The 17,721-nt window shown below is 67.2% G+C and carries 17 protein-coding genes; 10 read left to right on the forward strand and 7 right to left on the reverse strand.

What is annotated here, in order from left to right; all coding sequences use genetic code 11:
• Window positions 1-40 precede the first annotated feature (40 nt).
• Together BLU38_RS28990 and BLU38_RS28995 are read left to right on the forward strand one after the other, a co-directional pair.
• Entirely contained in the window at window positions 41-721 is a 681-nt protein-coding gene (locus tag BLU38_RS28990; protein WP_091530575.1) for a hypothetical protein, read from the forward strand.
• Window positions 718-1,305 (forward strand): AAA family ATPase, encoded by a 588-nt coding sequence (locus BLU38_RS28995; protein WP_091530579.1) that lies wholly within the window; start codon window positions 718-720, stop codon window positions 1,303-1,305. Before BLU38_RS28990 ends, BLU38_RS28995 begins: the two co-directional genes overlap by 4 nt.
• Before the next feature lie 72 nt (window positions 1,306-1,377).
• Here the strand turns inward: BLU38_RS28995 and BLU38_RS29000 are convergent, their stop codons facing one another.
• Genes BLU38_RS29000 through BLU38_RS29010 form a run of 3 tightly spaced genes read right to left on the reverse strand, consistent with a single transcriptional unit; the run spans window position 1,378 to window position 4,108 of the window.
• Window positions 1,378-1,983, reverse strand: coding sequence for a hypothetical protein (locus BLU38_RS29000; protein ID WP_091530583.1), 606 nt, complete (start codon window positions 1,981-1,983; stop codon window positions 1,378-1,380).
• Between the two features lie 56 nt (window positions 1,984-2,039).
• A complete protein-coding gene (locus BLU38_RS29005; RefSeq protein ID WP_091530586.1) occupies window positions 2,040-2,744 on the reverse strand; it encodes a Sua5/YciO/YrdC/YwlC family protein in 705 nt (234 codons plus the stop codon).
• A 20-nt stretch (window positions 2,745-2,764) separates the two neighbouring features.
• Window positions 2,765-4,108, reverse strand: coding sequence for an MFS transporter (locus tag BLU38_RS29010; protein ID WP_091530590.1), 1,344 nt, complete (start codon window positions 4,106-4,108; stop codon window positions 2,765-2,767).
• 162 nt (window positions 4,109-4,270) lie between these two features.
• Between BLU38_RS29010 and BLU38_RS29015 the strand changes: the two genes are divergently transcribed.
• The 7 genes from BLU38_RS29015 (at window position 4,271) to BLU38_RS29045 (ending at window position 11,945) form a co-directional block, all read left to right on the forward strand.
• Window positions 4,271-4,717 carry a helix-turn-helix transcriptional regulator gene (locus BLU38_RS29015; RefSeq protein WP_231920085.1) on the forward strand — a complete coding sequence of 149 codons (447 nt, stop codon included), beginning with the start codon at window positions 4,271-4,273 and terminating at the stop codon, window positions 4,715-4,717.
• Between the two features lie 4 nt (window positions 4,718-4,721).
• A complete protein-coding gene (locus tag BLU38_RS29020; RefSeq protein ID WP_231920086.1) occupies window positions 4,722-5,147 on the forward strand; it encodes a VOC family protein in 426 nt (141 codons plus the stop codon).
• 290 nt (window positions 5,148-5,437) lie between these two features.
• A complete protein-coding gene (locus tag BLU38_RS29025) occupies window positions 5,438-7,825 on the forward strand; it encodes an ATP-binding cassette domain-containing protein (protein WP_091530597.1) in 2,388 nt (795 codons plus the stop codon).
• Between the two features lie 115 nt (window positions 7,826-7,940).
• A complete protein-coding gene (locus BLU38_RS29030; RefSeq protein WP_091530600.1) occupies window positions 7,941-8,276 on the forward strand; it encodes a YciI family protein in 336 nt (111 codons plus the stop codon).
• The gene (locus tag BLU38_RS29035; RefSeq protein WP_091530603.1) at window positions 8,273-9,511 is read left to right on the forward strand and encodes an RNA polymerase sigma factor; all 1,239 of its coding nucleotides are present in this window, start codon (window positions 8,273-8,275) and stop codon (window positions 9,509-9,511) included. The genes BLU38_RS29030 and BLU38_RS29035 overlap by 4 nt, the downstream gene beginning before the upstream one ends.
• Window positions 9,512-9,582: 71 nt before the next feature.
• A complete protein-coding gene (locus BLU38_RS29040) occupies window positions 9,583-11,064 on the forward strand; it encodes an MFS transporter (RefSeq protein ID WP_197679916.1) in 1,482 nt (493 codons plus the stop codon).
• 56 nt (window positions 11,065-11,120) lie between these two features.
• Window positions 11,121-11,945 carry a DUF899 family protein gene (locus BLU38_RS29045; protein WP_091533355.1) on the forward strand — a complete coding sequence of 275 codons (825 nt, stop codon included), beginning with the start codon at window positions 11,121-11,123 and terminating at the stop codon, window positions 11,943-11,945.
• Here BLU38_RS29045 and BLU38_RS29050 read toward each other — a convergent pair.
• Window positions 11,915-12,172: a VOC family protein gene (locus tag BLU38_RS29050; RefSeq protein ID WP_157683823.1), complete on the reverse strand. Its 258-nt coding sequence runs from the start codon at window positions 12,170-12,172 to the stop codon at window positions 11,915-11,917. The genes BLU38_RS29045 and BLU38_RS29050 overlap by 31 nt on opposite strands.
• A gap of 284 nt (window positions 12,173-12,456) precedes the next feature.
• Between BLU38_RS29050 and BLU38_RS29055 the strand changes: the two genes are divergently transcribed.
• Window positions 12,457-14,547 carry a hypothetical protein gene (locus tag BLU38_RS29055; protein WP_091530608.1) on the forward strand — a complete coding sequence of 697 codons (2,091 nt, stop codon included), beginning with the start codon at window positions 12,457-12,459 and terminating at the stop codon, window positions 14,545-14,547.
• Window positions 14,548-14,582: 35 nt separating this feature from the next.
• Here BLU38_RS29055 and BLU38_RS29060 read toward each other — a convergent pair whose 3' ends face one another.
• From BLU38_RS29060 to BLU38_RS29070, 3 genes are all read right to left on the reverse strand, one after another.
• A complete protein-coding gene (locus tag BLU38_RS29060) occupies window positions 14,583-15,650 on the reverse strand; it encodes a DUF2330 domain-containing protein (RefSeq protein ID WP_157683825.1) in 1,068 nt (355 codons plus the stop codon).
• A 123-nt stretch (window positions 15,651-15,773) separates the two neighbouring features.
• Window positions 15,774-16,301 carry a hypothetical protein gene (locus tag BLU38_RS29065; RefSeq protein WP_157683827.1) on the reverse strand — a complete coding sequence of 176 codons (528 nt, stop codon included), beginning with the start codon at window positions 16,299-16,301 and terminating at the stop codon, window positions 15,774-15,776.
• Window positions 16,302-16,762: 461 nt separating this feature from the next.
• Entirely contained in the window at window positions 16,763-17,716 is a 954-nt protein-coding gene (locus BLU38_RS29070) for a cyclase family protein (RefSeq protein ID WP_091530617.1), read from the reverse strand.
• Window positions 17,717-17,721: the final 5 nt, after the last annotated feature.

Genomic DNA, 17,721 nt, shown 5'->3' on the forward strand with positions numbered 1-17,721 from the left:
ATCTCTTGACCTGGACAGCAGGTCCGGACAAGCTACTGAGGTGTCTTCGACGTTCTGGCGGGAGTGGCACCGCGGCTACGACGACCCCGACTCGTCGTTGTCCAGACGACTGACCGTCGTTCAAGATCAACTCCGGATGGCGTTGCGGGTCGTCGAACAGCCGTCCGATCGTCGGTTGCGACTGATCAGCGTGTGCGCCGGCGACGGTAGGGACGTGCTCGGGGTGCTGGCCGAGGAACCGGTGCCGGTCGACGTGTTGTTGGTGGAGCTCGACCCCGAGCTGAGCCGAGCCGCGGCTGACCGTGCAGCCGCGAACGGTGTCGATGCGGTGACGGTGCGCACGGCCGATGCCGGTCTGACCACGTCCTACGCCGATCACCTCCCGGCCGACGTCTGCCTGCTGTGCGGCGTTCTCGGCAACATCGGTGCCGACGACCTGGTCGCGTTGATCGAGGATCTGCCGATGCTGCTGATGTCCGGCGCACCGGTGATCTGGACTCGCGGACATCAGCCGGACTCCGATGACCGACCAGCGGGCGACGATCCGAGTGAACGGGTTCGCGCGGCGTTCGTCGCCGCCGGTTATCAGGAACTGGCGTTCGTCCGCCCTCAGCAGGAGAGCTTCCGGGTGGGTACCCATCGGTGGACCGGACCGGTCATGCCCTATCAGCCGGACCGACGGTTGTTCGAGTTCGTTCGTCACGATGCGGTCGGTCGATGAACTTCGCCGCGCAGTCGACGGCACCGACGTCGCTTCCACGGCTGATCGTGGTCACCGGGCGGCCGGGCACCGGCAAGACGACGCTCAGCAAGGCGCTGGCAGCCGAACTGGTCGCCTGCTACCTGCGGATCGATGCCGTCGAGACAGCACTGCAGGTCGCGCTCGCCGACTTCGGGATCGGAGATCTCGGACCGATGGACGTCGGTGACGTCGGTGACGTCGGTCCGGCCGGTTACGTGGTGGCGCACCGGCTGGCGGCGTCCAACCTCGAACTCGGCCACGATGTGGTCGTCGATGCCGTCTGCCCGGTCCCGGAGTCCCGGCAGGGCTGGATGGATACGGCAGCGGCGGCCGGCGCGCAGTTGATCATCTTCGAAACCCACCTCTCCGACACCGCGGAACATCGCCGGCGGGTCACCGAACGGCGTCCCGACATGCCCGGGCAACGGGTGCCGACCTGGGATCAGGTGACGGCAGGGGAGTGGGTTGTCTGGGACGTCGAACGCGACGGTGATCGGCACCTGGTGGACACCAGCGACGCAGCCGATGCCGTGGCATCGGCGCTGACCACGATCACCACCTGACCCTCGGCGACCGAGGACCGAGCAATCCCTCCGGCGTTGTTTGGCGTCCCGATCGCGCCGGGTGACGCACCGTCACCGCTGAGCTTTCGGCGTGCGGAGATGACGGATCGGGACCGGGCCGCGATGCAGGACGTGCGGGACGTCCACCCACGGCAGCCACGGTTCGTCCGCGGGGAGGGTGCGAAGCCGTTGGATCGCAGCCCAGCTGACCCGTGAGACCGCCCGGAGTGTCCCCGTCGTGTAGGGCAGGAAGTCGTCGGCATCAGCCGGTTCGGCCTCGGGTCCGGTCGCCGACTTGCGCATCAGCCGGACGCAGGTCCGGGCCGGGTCGAGGACGCCGGCATCGAGGGTCGGGAAGGCGACCGGGGTGACGGGACGTCCGGACTCGGCGAGCGCTTCGAAGATCAACTGCGAGTCGACGGGGGAGAAGAACACGACGTCGCCCCAGGTGCAGTCCAACGGCGGCACGGGTTGCTCGAGCACCCACTCTCTGCCGTCGTAGCGGCTGCGGTGCCGGCCGTACAGATCGGGGTAGCGGTCGCGCATCAGGTTCAGTGGCAGCACGTCGTCGCCGTGATCGGTGCCGACTGCGGAGTGGTAGAGGACACCGCGGACTCGCGGTGCGGGGTGCGTCGTCGTGGGGTTCTTGGTGCTGGGCGGGTTTTCGACGATGGACATAAAAAAGCCTCCCCGCTCGGGAAGGCTGACGAGAGAAAGTATACCGCTGCCGAGGGTCACCCGCGGGTGTTCTGCGGAGGATGCGGCCGATCACTCCAGGCCTGCCGCAGCTCGTCCAGGAAGATCCGGTGATCATCACGGCCGACGGTCTGGATGCCGGAGCGGACGAGTTGCACGGCGCCGTCGGATTCGACACTGAGAATGGCCGCCGATCCCGACTCTCCTCGAGGCTGCCGCAGCCGGTCGCCGTCCAACACCGGAGTGTCTGCGCCGAGAGTCTGCTCGGCGGCCGCGGCGGTGACAGCGACGGAACCGCCGGTCAGGTTGGCACTGCTGACGTAAAGGTGATCACGATCATCGAGCAGCCGTCGTATCGCCGGCAGCCAGCCGAGCATGATCGCGAAGCGTCCGGCCGAGATCGAGGGTGCCATCCAGTCGGGCGGATCGTCGCCGACCGGGAGCAGCAGGTTGATCAGTTGGTCGGTCATCAGCCAGTGCGCGAACGCGAGCGACTCCTGGTCGAGCCGGAGGAACGGCGTCACTCTGTCGAAGTCGGCGACGGCAACGCCGCAGGGCTGATCGGCGGGGCGACCCTTGGCACGGTTGACCGCGCCGGCGTCCCGGCCGGCAACGACGTACGGCAGGGGCAGGGGCATCGGGAGCACCACCGCGGCCCCGCTGTCCAGGCTGCCGCCGATCCGGTCCAACCCGGCCGCGTCCAGAGTGATCGCGGTCGTCATCTCCTCCCGATCGATGGCCACGGTCGATACTTGCCGCACGGTCAGTCTTCCAGTCGGCGCCCCTTCAACTCGGTGAGCAGTGCCGCGCCGGCCATCGCGACCGCGAACGCGACGGCGAAGATCCCGAAGACGCCGGGCGTGCCGATGACGTCGTGCAGCGGCAGCACCAGCAACGGGGCCAGGATGGATGCGATCCGCCCGAAGGCGGTGGCGCTGCCGGCACCGGTCGCCCGCAGCGCCGTCGGATAGCTCTCCGGGGTGACGGCGTACAACGCTCCCCAGGCGCCGAGATTGAAGAAGGACAGGGCGATCCCGCTGGCCAGGATCAACGCCGGCTGGTCGCTCAGCCCGAAGGCGACCGCGGACAGTGCCGAACCGGCCAGGAAGGTGATCAACACCGGCCGCCGTCCCCACTTTTCGATCAGATAGGCCGCGGCGGCGTAGCCGGGCAGTTGGGCCAACGTGATGATCAAGGTGTACTGGAAGGACTTCACCATCGGGAAGCCGCCGGCGACCAGCAGTGTCGGGATCCAGGTGAACGCACCGTAGTAGGCGAAATTGACCCCGAACCAGGTCAGCCACAACGCGATCGTCCGGCGCCGGAGTCCGGCCGTCCACAGTGCCTTGATCGGCACCCGCGGGTCGGCGCGGACCGCTGCCGGTGGTTGTTCGCGGTCGTCTGTGGTGCTGTCGTCGACGCCGGCGGAGCGTTCGAAGCGGCGGACCGCCTCTTCGGCTTCGGCGTGCCGGTTGCGGCGTTCCAGGAAACGCACCGACTCGGGCAGGCCGCGACGGACGAACAGTGCGTAGATCGCGGGCAACAACCCGACGGCGAACGCCCACCGCCACCCGTCGGCGGACTGAGGGACCACGAGATAGCCGATCAGCGCGGCTGCGATCCAGCCGACTGCCCAGAACGACTCGAGGATGACGATCACCCGACCACGGATCCGAGCGGGTGCGTACTCGCTGACCAGGGTGGAGGCGACCGGTAGCTCGGCACCGAGTCCGAGGCCGACGATGAAGCGCAGCACCAACAGCACCGCGATCCCACCGGCCAACGCGGAGGCGCCGGTGGCGACGCCGTACACCAGCAGGGTGAGGGCGAACACCGACCGTCGTCCGAACCGGTCTGCGAGCAGGCCGCCGAAGGCGGCGCCCAGCGCCATCCCGACGAAGCCGATCGAGGCGAGCCAGGACAGTTGCCCGGTGCCCAGTGCCCATTGCTTGGCCAGCGCGGCCAGGACGAACGACACGATGCCGACGTCCATCGCGTCCAGGGCCCAGCCGATCCCTGCGCCGCCGACCAGACGGCGGTGCGCTCCGGTGAAGGGCAGCCGGTCCAGACGTTCGGTCCGGGTCGGCGGTGCGGCGGTCGACGCCATTGATCAACTCCTCGGCAGCAGACGTCCGGCGCCGATGAAGTCCGGCCGGCACGCCCGGTCGGTCAGAGTATCGCGGTCCGGCGTCGGCTGTCGGCTCGGCTGTCCGCCGCCGGATCGATTCGCTACTGGGAAAGGCCGCGATCACGTGGCACGATCACTGGTGTGCCGAATTCATCCGATCAACAGCGGCTCCGTGATCTGGCACTGCTGCGTCGGGTGCGGGATCGGATCGATCGTGAATACGCCCAGCCGCTGGATGTGGAGGCGCTGGCCCGTGGGGTGAACCTGTCGGCCGGCCATCTCAGCCGTGAGTTCCGGCGCGCGTACGGGGAGTCGCCGTACAGCTATCTGATGACGCGCAGGATCGAGCGGGCGATGGCCCTGCTGCGCCAGGGGGACCTCAGTGTCACCGACGTCTGCTTCGCCGTCGGCTGTTCGTCGTTGGGGACGTTCAGCACCCGGTTCGCCGAGCTGGTCGGGATGCCGCCGAGCGTGTACCAGCGACAGGCCGGTGACGTGGCCGAAGGTCTGCCGGCGTGTGAGGCGAAGAAGGTCACCAGACCGGTCAGGAATCGAGAAGCACCGGCACTGCTGCCGCCACTACCGTGAACCCATGGACAACCGCCCTCTGCAGATCACTATCGACACCACCGTCCTGCCGCATGTCGATCCCGAGGAGTCGCTGACCTTCTGGCGTGACGTGCTCGGCTTCGAGGTCCGCAGCGACGTCGGCCAGGGCACCATGCGGTGGATCGTGGTCGGGCCCGTCGGTCAGCCCGACACCTCGATCCTGCTCTCACCGGCGAACGCCGACCCCGGCATCACCGAGGACGAGCGGCGCACGATCGCCGAGATGATGGCCAAGGGGACCTACGGCTGGATCCTGTTGGCCAGCAAGGACGTCGACGCCGACTTCGACAGGATCCAGGCGGCCGACGCCGAGGTGGTGCAGGAACCGACCGACCAGCCGTACGGAGTGCGGGACTGCGCCTTCCGGGACCCGGCGGGAAATCTGGTCCGGCTCAAACAGGCCGGCTGATTCCGATGTGCCTGAAGGGGTTTGACCCCGCAGCCGTGGCGCCCGTGGTGACGACGGCGGAGCAGCAGCGGCTGGCCGAGTTGGTCCGGATCCGTCGGTTGCGGGACCGACTGCAGCGCAACGACACACGGACCCGACCGGGAGTGAAGCTAAGGTTGCCGAGACCCTCGCGAATGCCTGAGCCCGACGGCGCCGGGCTCGGACCCGAATGATCACCACCGACACAAATGATCACGACCTGCCCGACCTGAATTGACCCCGTACCGACCTGATGCGACCTGGAGACACCGATGACCGATGCCGCCAAGAAGACCTCGACGTCCACCGTTCACCAGGCCGACAGCCACGACCTGATCCGGGTGCACGGCGCCCGGGTGAACAACCTCAAGGACATCAGCGTGGAGATCCCCAAGCGGCGGCTGACCGCGTTCACCGGTGTGTCCGGGTCGGGCAAGAGTTCGTTGGTGTTCGGCACCATCGCCGCGGAGTCGCAGCGGATGATCAACGAGACCTACAGCGCGTTCGTCCAGGGCTTCATGCCGCGCCAGGACCGTCCCGATGTCGACGTGCTGGACGGTCTGACGACGGCGATCATCGTGGATCAGGAACGGATGGGCGCCGATCCGCGGTCGACGGTCGGCACCGCCACCGATACCGGCGCGATGCTGCGGATCCTGTTCAGCAGGCTCGGCGAGCCGCATATCGGATCGGCCCAGGCATTCTCGTTCAACGTCGCCTCGATCAGCGGTGCCGGTGCTGTCACCATCGAACGCGGCGGGCAGTCGATCAAGGAACGACGCGACTTCGCCATCGTCGGCGGCATGTGTCCGCGCTGCGAGGGGCGGGGCTCGGTCAGCGACTTCGATCTGTCCGCGCTGTACGACGACACCCTGTCCCTGAACGACGGTGCGTTGACCATCCCCGGCTACAGCATGGACGGCTGGTACGGACGGATCTTCCGGGGCTGTGGCTTCTTCGACCCGGACAAGCCGATCGGCAAGTTCTCCAAGCGGGAGAAGGATGCGTTGCTCTACAAGGAGCCGACCCGGATCAAGGTCGAGGGCATCAACGTCACTTACGAGGGTCTGATCCCCAAGATCACCAAGTCGATGCTGTCCAAGGACCGGGACGCGATGCAGCCGCACATCCGCGCGTTCGTCGACCGGGCGATCACCTTCGACACCTGCCCCGACTGCGGCGGCACCCGGCTGAGCGAGGCTGCGCGGTCGTCCAAGATCAACGGCATCAACATCGCCGACGCGTGCGCGATGCAGATCAGCGATCTTGCTGCCTGGGTCCGCGAGCTGGACGACCCGTCGGTGGCGCCGCTGCTGACCTCATTGCGCGAGACACTGGACTCCTTCACCGAGATCGGCCTGGGTTACCTCTCCCTGGACCGCCCGGCCGGCACGCTGTCCGGCGGTGAGGCCCAACGCACCAAGATGATCAGGCACCTCGGTTCGTCGCTGACCGATGTCACCTACGTCTTCGACGAACCGACGATCGGCCTGCACCCCCACGACATCCAACGGATGAACAACCTGTTGCTCCGGCTGCGCGACAAGGGCAACACGGTGCTGATGGTGGAGCACAAGCCGGAGGCGATCGCGATCGCCGATCGGGTGGTCGACCTCGGTCCCGGAGCGGGCTCCGGCGGTGGCGAGGTGGTGTTCGAAGGCAGCGTCGATGATCTTCGGACCAGTGAAACACTGACCGGCCGGCACCTGGATGATCGTGCGTCGCTGAAGGCGTCGGTGCGGACCGCGGACGGTGCGCTCGAGGTGCGCGGTGCCGACACCCACAACCTGACCGGCGTCGACGTCGACATCCCGCTCGGCGTGCTGGTGGTGGTGACCGGTGTCGCCGGGTCGGGGAAGAGTTCGTTGATCAACGGCTCGGTGTCCGGACGGGACGGCGTGGTGACGGTCGACCAGAGCGCGATCCGGGGGTCGCGACGTAGCAATCCGGCGACGTACACCGGTCTGTTGGATCCGATCCGGAAGGCGTTCGCCAAGGCCAACGGTGTCAAGCCCGCCCTGTTCAGCGCCAACTCCGAAGGTGCCTGCCCGACCTGCAACGGCGCCGGGGTGATCTACACCGATCTGGCGATGATGGCCGGGGTCGCCACCACCTGCGAGGAGTGCGAGGGCAAGCGGTTCGGGGCGTCGGTGCTGGAATACCACCTGGCCGACAAGGACATCAGCGAGGTGCTGGCGATGTCGGTCACGCAGGCACTGGAGTTCTTCGCCGACGGCGATTCCAAGGTCCCTGCGGCGCACCGGATCCTGGAACGGATGGCCGACGTCGGCCTCGGCTATCTCACCCTCGGCCAGCCGCTGACCACGCTGTCCGGCGGCGAACGGCAGCGGATCAAGCTGGCGACCCAAATGGGCGACAAGGGCGGCGTCTACGTCCTGGACGAGCCCACGACCGGGCTGCACCTGGCCGACGTCGAACAGCTCCTCGGCCTGCTGGACCGGCTGGTCGACACCGGCAAGTCGGTGATCGTGATCGAGCACCATCAGGCCGTGATGGCACACGCCGACTGGATCATCGATCTCGGTCCCGGCGCCGGTCATGACGGTGGCCGAATCGTCTTCGAAGGCACCCCGGCCGATCTGATCTCCGACCGGTCCACTCTGACCGGTGAGCATCTGGCGTCCTATGTCGGAGCGTGAGCCGGCCACATCGGCCTGTCCTTGTCCCGTTGGTGACCGCGGATTCTCGGCTCGCCACGGCGCCCGGGATCCTTTGTCCTGTAGAGGTTCTCCGAACCGTGCCAGACTCTGAACCATGAAGTACGTACTGCTGATGTGCGACGACGAGCAGGACCCGCCGAGCAACGAGGACCTGGCGGTCGATCCGGTGCATCAGGCGTGGGCGGCGGATCTGGAGCGGCGGGGCGTCGAACTGTTCGGAGCCCGGCTGCGTTCATCCGCGGACGCGACCACGGTCCGCAGCAGGCAGGGCGAGACGTTGATCTCCGACGGCCCGTTCGCCGAGACGAAGGACTTCGTCGGCGGCATCGTCGGCATCGACTGCGCCGATCTCGACGAGGCGATCGCGATCGCGTCGGGTCATCCGTACGCGCGGCGGGGGAGTGTCGAGATCCGCCCGGTCTGGGAATGACGCCGCCCGGCGGGTCGGACGACGAAGCCGTCCGGGATGCGGTCGCCGCCGCCTACCGCGACGAGTGGGGACAGGTGGTCGCCACCGTGATCGGGCTGACCCGGGATTGGGACCTGGCCGAGGACTGCGCCCAGGAAGCGTTCGCCAGTGCCCTGGTCGCCTGGCGGCGGGACGGTGTGCCGCGGCGTCCGGGCGCTTGGCTGACCACGACGGCCCGGAATCGGGCGACCGATCGGCTCCGCCGGGACCAATCCGGTCGGGCCAAGCTCCGTCAGCTGGCCGTACTGGCCCGGGACCGGTCCGATGACCAGCCGACGTTGGAGGAGATTCCCGACGAACGACTGGAGTTGATCTTCACCTGTTGCCACCCGGCGCTGCCGTTCGAGGCCAGGGTCGCGCTCACCCTGCGAACCCTCGCCGGGTTGAGCACGGTCGAGATCGCCAAGGCGTTCCTCACCGCGGAATCGACCATGGCGCAGCGGATCGTCCGTGCCAAACGCAAGATCACCGAAGCCGGCATCCCGTATCGGGTGCCGCCGCCGGAGCTGCTCCCTGAACGCCTGGCGTCCGTCCTCGGCGTTCTGTATCTGATCTTCAACCAGGGCTACGACGAGGTCGACGGCAGGCGTGATCTGACCGCCGAGGCCATCCACCTGGTCCGGGTGCTGGCCGGTCTGATGCCGGACGAACCCGAGCCGCGAGGGTTGCTCGCCTTGATGTTGTTGTCCGAATCCCGACGGCCGACGCGGACCCGGGACGGTGTGCTGGTCACCTTGGAGGATCAGGATCGTACGCGTTGGGACACGGCCATGATCGGCGAAGGGATCATGATCCTGGACCAGGCACTCGAGCTCGACCGCCGCGGGCCGTATCAGGTCCAGGCGGCGATCGCGGCGTGCCATGCGACGGCGCCGGACATCGAGCACACCGACTGGCTGCAGATCGTCGCGTTGTACACCGAACTGGTCGCCCTGACCTCCTCGCCGGTCGTCGAGCTGAATCGTGCCGTCGCGGTCGCGATGGTCGACGGGCTGTCGGCCGGTCTGGCACTGGTGGCCGACCTCGAGGCGTCGGGTCGGCTCACCGGCTATCACCTGTTGCCCGCAACCCGGGCCGATCTGCTCCGCCGCGCCGGCCGGACCGATGAGGCACGGGCCGCCTACCGGGACGCTCTCGAACTGGCCCCGAGCGATGCCGAGCGCCGCTACCTGACCGGTCGTCTCGATCGACTCTGAGCCGGTTGTCGATCTGCTGGGACGGTCTTCGTCGGTGGGACGAAACCACCCACCAGACGGAGGGATCTCCGATGTGCCCCGAAATCATCAACGACCGGCAGATCATCAATGAACGGCGGGGCCCCAACACCCGTACCCGGCGGATCAGACGCCGACTCGTGTTGGTGCTGGCCTGTGCGGCGCAGGCGATGGTCGGCGTCGACATGGCGATCGTGAACGTGGCGTTGCCGTCGATCCAACGCGATCTCGGCATGTCCGAGGCGATGCTGCAGTGGGTCGTGGTCTCGTACGGGCTGCTGCTCGGCGGTTTCCTGTTGCTCGGTGGCCGGATGACCGATCGGTTCGGCCACCGCCGGATCCTGGTCGCCGGTCTGGCCGTGTTCACCGTCGCCTCGTTGGTGGCGGGCTGGTCGGCCGCGGCCGAGCAACTGATCGTCGCCCGCGCCGTTCAGGGGCTCGGCGCGGCGTTGATCACGCCGGCAGCGCTCTCGCTGCTGGCTGTGACCTTCGCCGAGGGAGCCGAACGCAATCGCGTGCTCGGCATCTTCGGAGCTGTCGGCGGCATCTCGGGCTCGATGGGTGTGGTGGCCAGCGGCCTGCTCGCCGCCGGTCCCGGATGGCGGTGGGCCTTTCTGATCAACGTCCCGGTCGGCGTGGTGTTGCTCGGCCTCGCCGTTCTGCTGCTGGCCGGAACGCGGCCGGACGCGACCCGGACGAGGCTCGATCTTCGCGGCGCGACGACCGTGACCGGTGGCCTGTTGCTACTGGTCTACGCGCTGCAGCGGGCGGCGACCGACGGCCGGTTCTCCGCAACGTCCCTGGTGTTCTTCGCCGCAGCCGTGGCGTTATTGGTGGCCTTCGTCCGGATCGAAGCCCGGTCACCTGCGCCGCTGGTGCCCCGATGGGTGATCGGCAACCGTCGGTTCGTCGCGGCCAACATCACCGCATTCCTCACCAACTCGGCGTTCCTGTCGTTCATCTTCGTCGGCTCGCTGTTGATGCAGCAGGGCCTCGGCTACGGGCCGACGCGAACCGGACTGTGCTGGCTGGCGACCACGGCCACGATCCTGCCGGTGGCGATGGCCGGTGGCAGGCTGGCCGCACGGGTGCGGGTGCGGCGGCTGCTGCTGGTCGGCTTGGCATTGCTCGCTCTCGCAGCGCTGTGGCTGACGCGGATCTCGGCCGATTCGGGCTATCTCGGCGGACTGCTGCCGGCATTCCTGCTGGCGGGCGTCGGCTTCGGGCTCTGTGGCCCGTCGTTGCAGATCGGTGCCCTGGCCGGTGTCACGCACGCGGATGCAGGATTGGCGTCGGGCCTGCTCGAGACGGTACGGGAGATCGGTGGGGCGGCCGGCGTCGCAGCGGTGACGGCGGTGCTGGTGTCCGGGCACGGCCTGACCGGCTTTCACACGGCGTTTGCGGTCGTCGCGCTGTGGGGGTTCGGCGCGCTGATCTGCGCCACGCTCGGCTTCGATCGCCGTCGGAGCCAGACCGACGAAGAAAAGTCTGACGGCGATGTCGATCTCGGGAACCTGCCTTCGTCGGTGGGGTGACCGGGTCAGAAAGGACCCGTCCAGCACTGACCACCGACAACCAAGGAACCATCATCATGATCAACTCACCAGGCCATACGCGCAGCACACCGGGCGACATCGGCAACACACCGGGCGATCCGAACGGCACATCGCCGACCGAAGGTCTGCCACCGGTGGTCGACCGGGCGACGTTCCAGTCCCGGTTGGATGAACTGCGGATCCGGGAGAAGGCGCACACCCGGGACGGCGACGAAATTGCGGCCGAACGCCGTCGGCTGCCGATGGTCGAGGTGCCGGCCGCAGCCGAGCTGATCGGCCCGGACGGGCCGGTGACGCTGCTGGACGCGTTCGAAGGGCGCAGCCAGCTGATCGCCTACTACTTCATGTGGCACCATGATCATTCCGCTGCCGACCAGTGCGAAGGATGCACCTGGTGCGGTGGCCACGTCCAGGAACTGTCCTACCTGCACTCCCGCGACATCAGCTTCGCCGTGCTCTGTCAGGGGCCGTACGAGCAGAGCCGCCGGTATCGCGACTTCATGGGCTGGCAGGCGCCGTGGTATTCGGCGCAACCATCGGTGGACACCTTGCTGGCCGGACGGCAGGTCGGTCTGTTCCATCTGGTCTGCTACGTCCGCGACGGCGACCGGGTGTTCGAGACCTATTGGACGACCGGTCGCGGCGCCGAGGTGATGGAATACAGCTATGCGCTGATGGATCTGACCGTGCACGGCCGACAGGAGAGCTGGCAGGACGTTCCGGCCGGCTGGCCCCAGCCGTGGCCGATCGACGGCAAACTGCTCAGCGAGAACGGGCGTCCGCTGTCGCAGTGGTCGCGGCTGGCTGCCGGTCACAGCGACGATCTTGATCAGTCGGACCGGCAGAGACAGAACGGATGACCGTCCGGATCGAACAGCACCCGGAAATGATCACTCGGCTGGTGGTCGGCCGGGGTCGCCCCGCACTCGATCGCCCACGCGACCGATCCGTCGAGATCGGTGGTGCCGATATCAAGATGCTGGCTGACGATCTGCTCACCGGGCGCCGTCGGCCAGGTCGGGCGGCGGTAGTTGGCGTCGTACTCGAAGTTGAGGGCTAGTCCGGCGACCCCCTCGGGAGGGCACACCAGCGCGTATCCCGCGTCCGCCGGTGTGCCCGGCTTCGGGGCCTCCTCCAGAGCAGGCGCCTGGCATGCGAAGCGGCACGGAATGTGAGCGTACGGTTCGCCATCCGGCGATCCGCCAGCCATCAGCTCACATTCGGGGCCGCTTCGACGGTGCAGCCCGGACCGAAGTTGATCAACCGTTTCGAACATCGCCGACCGACAGCGGGGGAGGGATCGGTATCAGCACCGGAGACGATCAGTGGCACCTCTTGTCGGCGTCCCGAACCCCTTCATAGGGTCGAACGATGACCGAGGTCACCGGCTTCCAGGAACAAGCGGCGTACGACGAGCGGATCGATCTGCGGACCGACTTCGTGATGGCATACGGGATGAACGACAGTACGGCCGAGCGGATCGCGCGCTGGCGGGAGGCCGGCTACCGGGTGCATCTGATGACCGGGATCTCCTGGGGCCAGTATCAGGACTATCTGAAGGGCGGCTGGGACGGTGAGATCCATTGGGACGACGCCCAGACCGCTGAGGACGGCACGCCGATCCAGCATGGTGTCGACATCCCGTACATGGTGCCGACGATCAACTTCACCGACTACCTGGTGCAGAAGCTGCGCCCGATCATCGAACTCGGCGTCGAGGACGTTCACCTGGAAGAGCCGGAGTTCTGGTCCCGGGCCGGCTACTCGGAATCGTTCCGTCGCGAATGGCAGGCCTATTTCGGTGAGCCGTGGCAGCCGCCGCACGGATCGCCGGAAGCCCATTTCCGTTCCGGGCAGCTGAAACAGCATCTGCTGGTCCGGTCCCTGGACCGGGTGACGACGGTACTCCGGGACGAGGCGCTGCGACGGGGCCGCGAGCTGCGGTTCTACATCCCGACGCACAGCCTGCTCAACTACACCCAGTGGCAGATCGTCAGCCCCGAATCCAAGCTGCGCGAGCTGCCCGCCGTGCACGGTGCCATCGCCCAGGTCTGGACCGGGACCTCCCGGACACCGAACGTCTACGCCGGACGGCATGCCGAGCGGACCTTCGAGACCGCGTATCTGGAGTACGGCATCGCCCAGGACCTGACGAAGGGGACCGACCGTCGGCTGTGGTTCCTGCACGATCCGATCGAAGATCATCCGGATCGGACCTGGGAGGATTACCTGGCCAACTATCACCGCACGCTGGTGGCCTCGCTGCTGCATCCTGAGGTGTCGCGGTACGAGGTCGCACCGTGGCCGCACCGGATCTTCACCCGACCGTATCCGAGTGATCACGCCGATCAGCGGATCGGCATCCCGGCCAGCACCGCGACCTCGTATCTGATCACGATGAACTCGTTGCGTGATCTTGACCAGCCCGACATCCGACGGGATGCCGATGGTCCGCAGATCGGCGTCTTCCTCTCCGACACGGCCATGTTCCAACGGTGGCGTCCGGGCGAATCCACCGGGCACTACGACGGGCTGCAGGACGCGCTGGCCGTCGAAGGTCGCGAGCTGCTCAACTTCTCCGACTTCTACGGCCTCGCGCTGCCGCCGTTGTTCGCCGGACAGGCCGTCCGGCCGGTGCAGCTGGAGAACGTGATCACCACACCGGGCGCTCTGGATGATCTTGATGTGCTGATCTTGTCCTATGAGTTCCAGAAGCCGTTGACCCCGGCATTGCACTATGCGTTGGCCGGTTGGGTGTCCCGCGGTGGTGCGTTGCTGTACGTCGGCGACGGCGCCGATCCCTACCACCGGATCCGGCAATGGTGGACCGGTAGCTACCCGACGCCGGCCCATCATCTCGGCGAAGCGCTGGGAATCGATCCTGACAACGCTGCCGTCCAATCGGTCGGCTCCGGGTTCGTCCGGTTCATCCAGCAGCCGCCCGCGGCCTTCAGCGAGACACCCGTCCGGGCAGCCGAGCTGGTTGCCGCGGTGCAGGAGATCGCCGAAGCAGCCGGGCACAGCTGGACGCCGAGCGATTGGTTGTCGATCCGTCGCGGACCGTATCTGATCGGTGCGGTGCTGTCCGAAGCGACCGACGGCGTCACCGTCGAGGGTCATTACCTCGACCTGTTGGATCCGGCGTTGCCGATCCGTCGACGAGTCGATCTCGGTCCCGGCGACGTGACCTGGCTCCGCGACCTCGACGACGACAACGAAACCGTCCTGGCCTCGGCCGGACGGGTCTGCGATCTCGTCGAGAGTGCCGACGGTTCGATCAGCTACCGCTGTGAGGCGCCGGCCCAGGTCCAGGTCGTGACGGCGCTGCGGGCACCTGTCGCACCCGACCAGGTCAGTGGCGCCGACTGGCAACATGATGCGCAAGCCGGCGTACTGTGGCTACGGCACCAGGGCGAGCCGGCCGGGACGACGGTCAAGATCAACAGGGGAGTGTCGAGTTGATCATGCGACCTGGTGATCATGACGGCTGGTGATCTTCAAGGCTGGTCGGCCCGACGCCGGCGGATCCGGCCGAGGCCGATGATCACGCCGGCCGCGACCAGGACAACGCCGATACCGACAACTGCCGGACCAGCGGGAATGCCGAGGACGGTCCGCACCCGGGTCTGGTGGATGATCTTGTGATACGGCCGGTCCTGGTCCGCTCGGACGAAGGTGAAATCGGACACGATTTGTTCTGACGGGTCGCCGATGTAACTGTCGGTCACGGTCAGGTAGTCGTTGGTCGCGATGATCTCGGTCAACGATCTGGCAGTCACGGCCGTCGCAGGCAGCTGACCGGCGAAGTAGGTCGAGGTGTTGGTCCGGCCGGCCGTGCGGTCCGAGCGGCGGACTTGATGATCGGAGAACACGTAGGTCCGGACGAACTGGGATCCGGGCGCTGCCGCCGACAGTCGCATCGGATAGATCAGCGAATCCGAGGCGAAGGTCAGGTCCAGCGGTTGGAGCGCGCCGCTGAGATCAGCGGCGTCGGTGGTCAACCGGATTGCCGTGTAGTACCAACCGTCGGCGACGTAGGGCTGCAGCGCTGTGGCCATGCTGTCGGCCATCACGTAGTCGTGCGCGGTCAACCAGTTGGCGAGCTTGTCGGCATCGGTCGCGGCCAGCGTCGTGACCTCGAGTGCACCGAGCTGTTTGGTCTTGAGCACGTCGACGCTACTGCCCACGGGCGTGCCGGGAGCAGAGCCGTCCCCGGGATCCCGTTCGGGCCACCAGGTGTGGTCGATCTGATACCGGGGTGCCGTTGCGGCCTTGAGTTCGGCGAAGACGGTCTTCTCGGCCAATGCGGCTTCCGCCGGTGCCGGAGTGGGAATCAGCAGCGCCGCGTCGTCGGTCACGGTCCGGGTGTCCATCGAGAGCAGGATCCGCTCCTGATCTCCGTCCAGACTGATCACGGCGTGCTCGGCGCTGGTGGCCATCCGCTCACCGTCGGCAGCTACGAATCCGCCACAGGCGCAGGCTCTGGCCGCAGGAGCTACTGTCAGATCGAGCCCGGCCAGCAGCACAGTGAGCAGGACCGTCGCAGCCGCCCGAGAACGCTTCACAACAACAAGCATAGGAGATCCGAGGGGCGCAGTTGGTACATGATCAACACCGCGTCCGGGTAAAGTCGATCATGAAGCCGGCAGTCGAACCTGCCGAGAAGTTGATCTTGATGGGGGAGTTGTTCAGCTGCGACGGATGCCACTCACCAGGCTGACCAGGGACGCCAGCCCGATCAGCACGCAGATGACGCCCAGCACGCCCAATGCGCTGGCCCCGGAAGCCTTGGTCAGCAGCAGCACACCGATGGCGAGCCCGACCAGGCCCGGTCCGATCCGCCAGGCATAGGTGGACGGGCGTGGCGAGGTTCCGGGTGTGTATCGCTTGACCCGATCCGGGAACCGGCGTCCGACACCGTCCAGGCCGGACGGAATCTCCGGTTCGGGGCCGCTGGTGATCTGGCCCTGGCGGTCGACCCACGGGCCGACTCCGTCCTCGGGACACTCCAGATGGACCGTCCGGTCGATCGGGTCGAAATCGGCCGGCTGGCCGCGATACATCAGCCCGACCAGATCGACGTCGAACTCGACGCGGCCGTCGGCCCAGCAAGCGTCGTAGCGACAGATCCGGATCCGCCGATGCAGCCAGCGAGACTCCCGGTACGACGAGCTCGCACGGACAGCGATCGGCTGCTCATCGTCGACGGAAGGCATGCCCGCCATGATCACACGAGTGGCGTAGAAGCGGCTGCAGGGGCGCACAGAACGCGCTGTGAGCGGCTCGCGGGAACCGCTGTTTCCGCAGCCCAGGCGTCTGTCCGATAAGCTACATTATGTCAAGTTGAGTCTGCGTGCGGCATCAGATGATTCAACCAACCAGGTCGCAGTCGCTACTCCGCCGCCATCACGTCCTGTTCGAGGAACTCGTCCATGACACCGACCTCGGCCGCCTTGGACCGCGCCGTCGCACAGTGGCTGGGCGCGATATCAACCGCGGTGACATCAGCGCCCAGCTGAGCAAACGTGATCGCCTCGTCCCCCTGGAAGGATCCTCACCGCTCCCCCGAGTCTTCTCCGAACACTGACCTGGCCTAGTGGGTAGACCTTCCCTCGGCGTCCTTGCGCTGCACGCACCTGGACGCCGCCAAACGTCAAGTTATCGGGCTTCCAACCCACTAGAAGGTAGCGATCGGATTGACTGGGCTGCCAGAGATACCGGCGAAGCGGACCGGCGCAACTGCTAGTTGGAACTCCCACTGACCGAGCGCCGCAGCTGTTCTCGCGCACAGCTCCAGATCGCAGTTGTCAAGCAGCCAGAGACCCATCGCCACGAGGCTGACGGCGTGAACCGGCATCAGTATGTCGTCGTATCCCGACGGCTGAACGTCCTGTGGAGTGTCGGCGCCGATCAGCGCGACCTCCCGCTCGTGCAACCACGGCAGACAGGACGCGTGCCAACCGGCCTGGACCATGCCGCCCGCCTCACCGCCCTCGTGACGGACACGGCCACGACCGGTCCGGAGGAGCACCGCGTCTCCGGACCGCACCCGGACGCCTTGTCGGCGCTCGGCTTCCTCGAGATCCTCGGGATACACCCCGTCGCCCGGTTCCAGCCACGGCGAATCGCGGACCGCCGCGACGTCCAGCAAGACACCCCGCGTGACGATCCCGCTCGCCGCCGCCGTGACTGCCGCCCATGCCGAGCCCGTTGCGGCGTCGACCAAAGAGTGCGGGCGCCCGTTGTACATCGTGTCGTCCCAGAAGATGTGGCACGGCGAGTCCAGGTGGGTGATGGTGTTGCCGTGGAACATGATGCCGAGGTGCTCGTTCGAGAAGCCCCACCGACGGTCGTTTTGGAACGCCGCAGGCATGGCTTCGGCCCCTGGCATGTCGGCGGCGCGCGGGCATGAGTTCGTCGACCGTTCCATCTCTTCGGGTGCGTTGACCTCCCACGCACATGACACGCTCCTGCCGTGGCGCACCGTCCGCGCCGCCGCGAGCCGGACCTCGTCGGTGATGTGGTTCAGAGTGCCGAGCTCATCGTCGTCGCCCCATCGCCCCCAGTTCGACAGCCTGTCGAAGTAGCCGAGCACGTCGTCTCGAGTCGGTACCGGTCGCGCTGCATTCATCGCGG

The organism is Microlunatus soli, assembly GCF_900105385.1.
GTDB lineage: Bacteria > Actinomycetota > Actinomycetes > Propionibacteriales > Propionibacteriaceae > Microlunatus > Microlunatus soli.

Excerpts from the sequence above, each read along its gene's own strand:
- BLU38_RS28995 (WP_091530579.1), top strand. The coding sequence starts at position 718 with ATGAACTTCGCCGCGCAGTCGACGGCACCGACGTCGCTTCCACGGCTG.
- BLU38_RS29000 (WP_091530583.1), bottom strand. The coding sequence starts at position 1,983 with ATGTCCATCGTCGAAAACCCGCCCAGCACCAAGAACCCCACGACGACG.
- BLU38_RS29010 (WP_091530590.1), bottom strand. The coding sequence starts at position 4,108 with ATGGCGTCGACCGCCGCACCGCCGACCCGGACCGAACGTCTGGACCGG.
- BLU38_RS29020 (WP_231920086.1), top strand. The coding sequence starts at position 4,722 with ATGGACAACCGCCCTCTGCAGATCACTATCGACACCACCGTCCTGCCG.
- BLU38_RS29025 (WP_091530597.1), top strand. The coding sequence starts at position 5,438 with ATGACCGATGCCGCCAAGAAGACCTCGACGTCCACCGTTCACCAGGCC.
- BLU38_RS29030 (WP_091530600.1), top strand. The coding sequence starts at position 7,941 with ATGAAGTACGTACTGCTGATGTGCGACGACGAGCAGGACCCGCCGAGC.
- BLU38_RS29035 (WP_091530603.1), top strand. The coding sequence starts at position 8,273 with ATGACGCCGCCCGGCGGGTCGGACGACGAAGCCGTCCGGGATGCGGTC.
- BLU38_RS29040 (WP_197679916.1), top strand. The coding sequence starts at position 9,583 with ATGTGCCCCGAAATCATCAACGACCGGCAGATCATCAATGAACGGCGG.
- BLU38_RS29045 (WP_091533355.1), top strand. The coding sequence starts at position 11,121 with ATGATCAACTCACCAGGCCATACGCGCAGCACACCGGGCGACATCGGC.
- BLU38_RS29055 (WP_091530608.1), top strand. The coding sequence starts at position 12,457 with ATGACCGAGGTCACCGGCTTCCAGGAACAAGCGGCGTACGACGAGCGG.
- BLU38_RS29065 (WP_157683827.1), bottom strand. The coding sequence starts at position 16,301 with ATGCCTTCCGTCGACGATGAGCAGCCGATCGCTGTCCGTGCGAGCTCG.
- BLU38_RS29070 (WP_091530617.1), bottom strand. The coding sequence starts at position 17,716 with ATGAATGCAGCGCGACCGGTACCGACTCGAGACGACGTGCTCGGCTAC.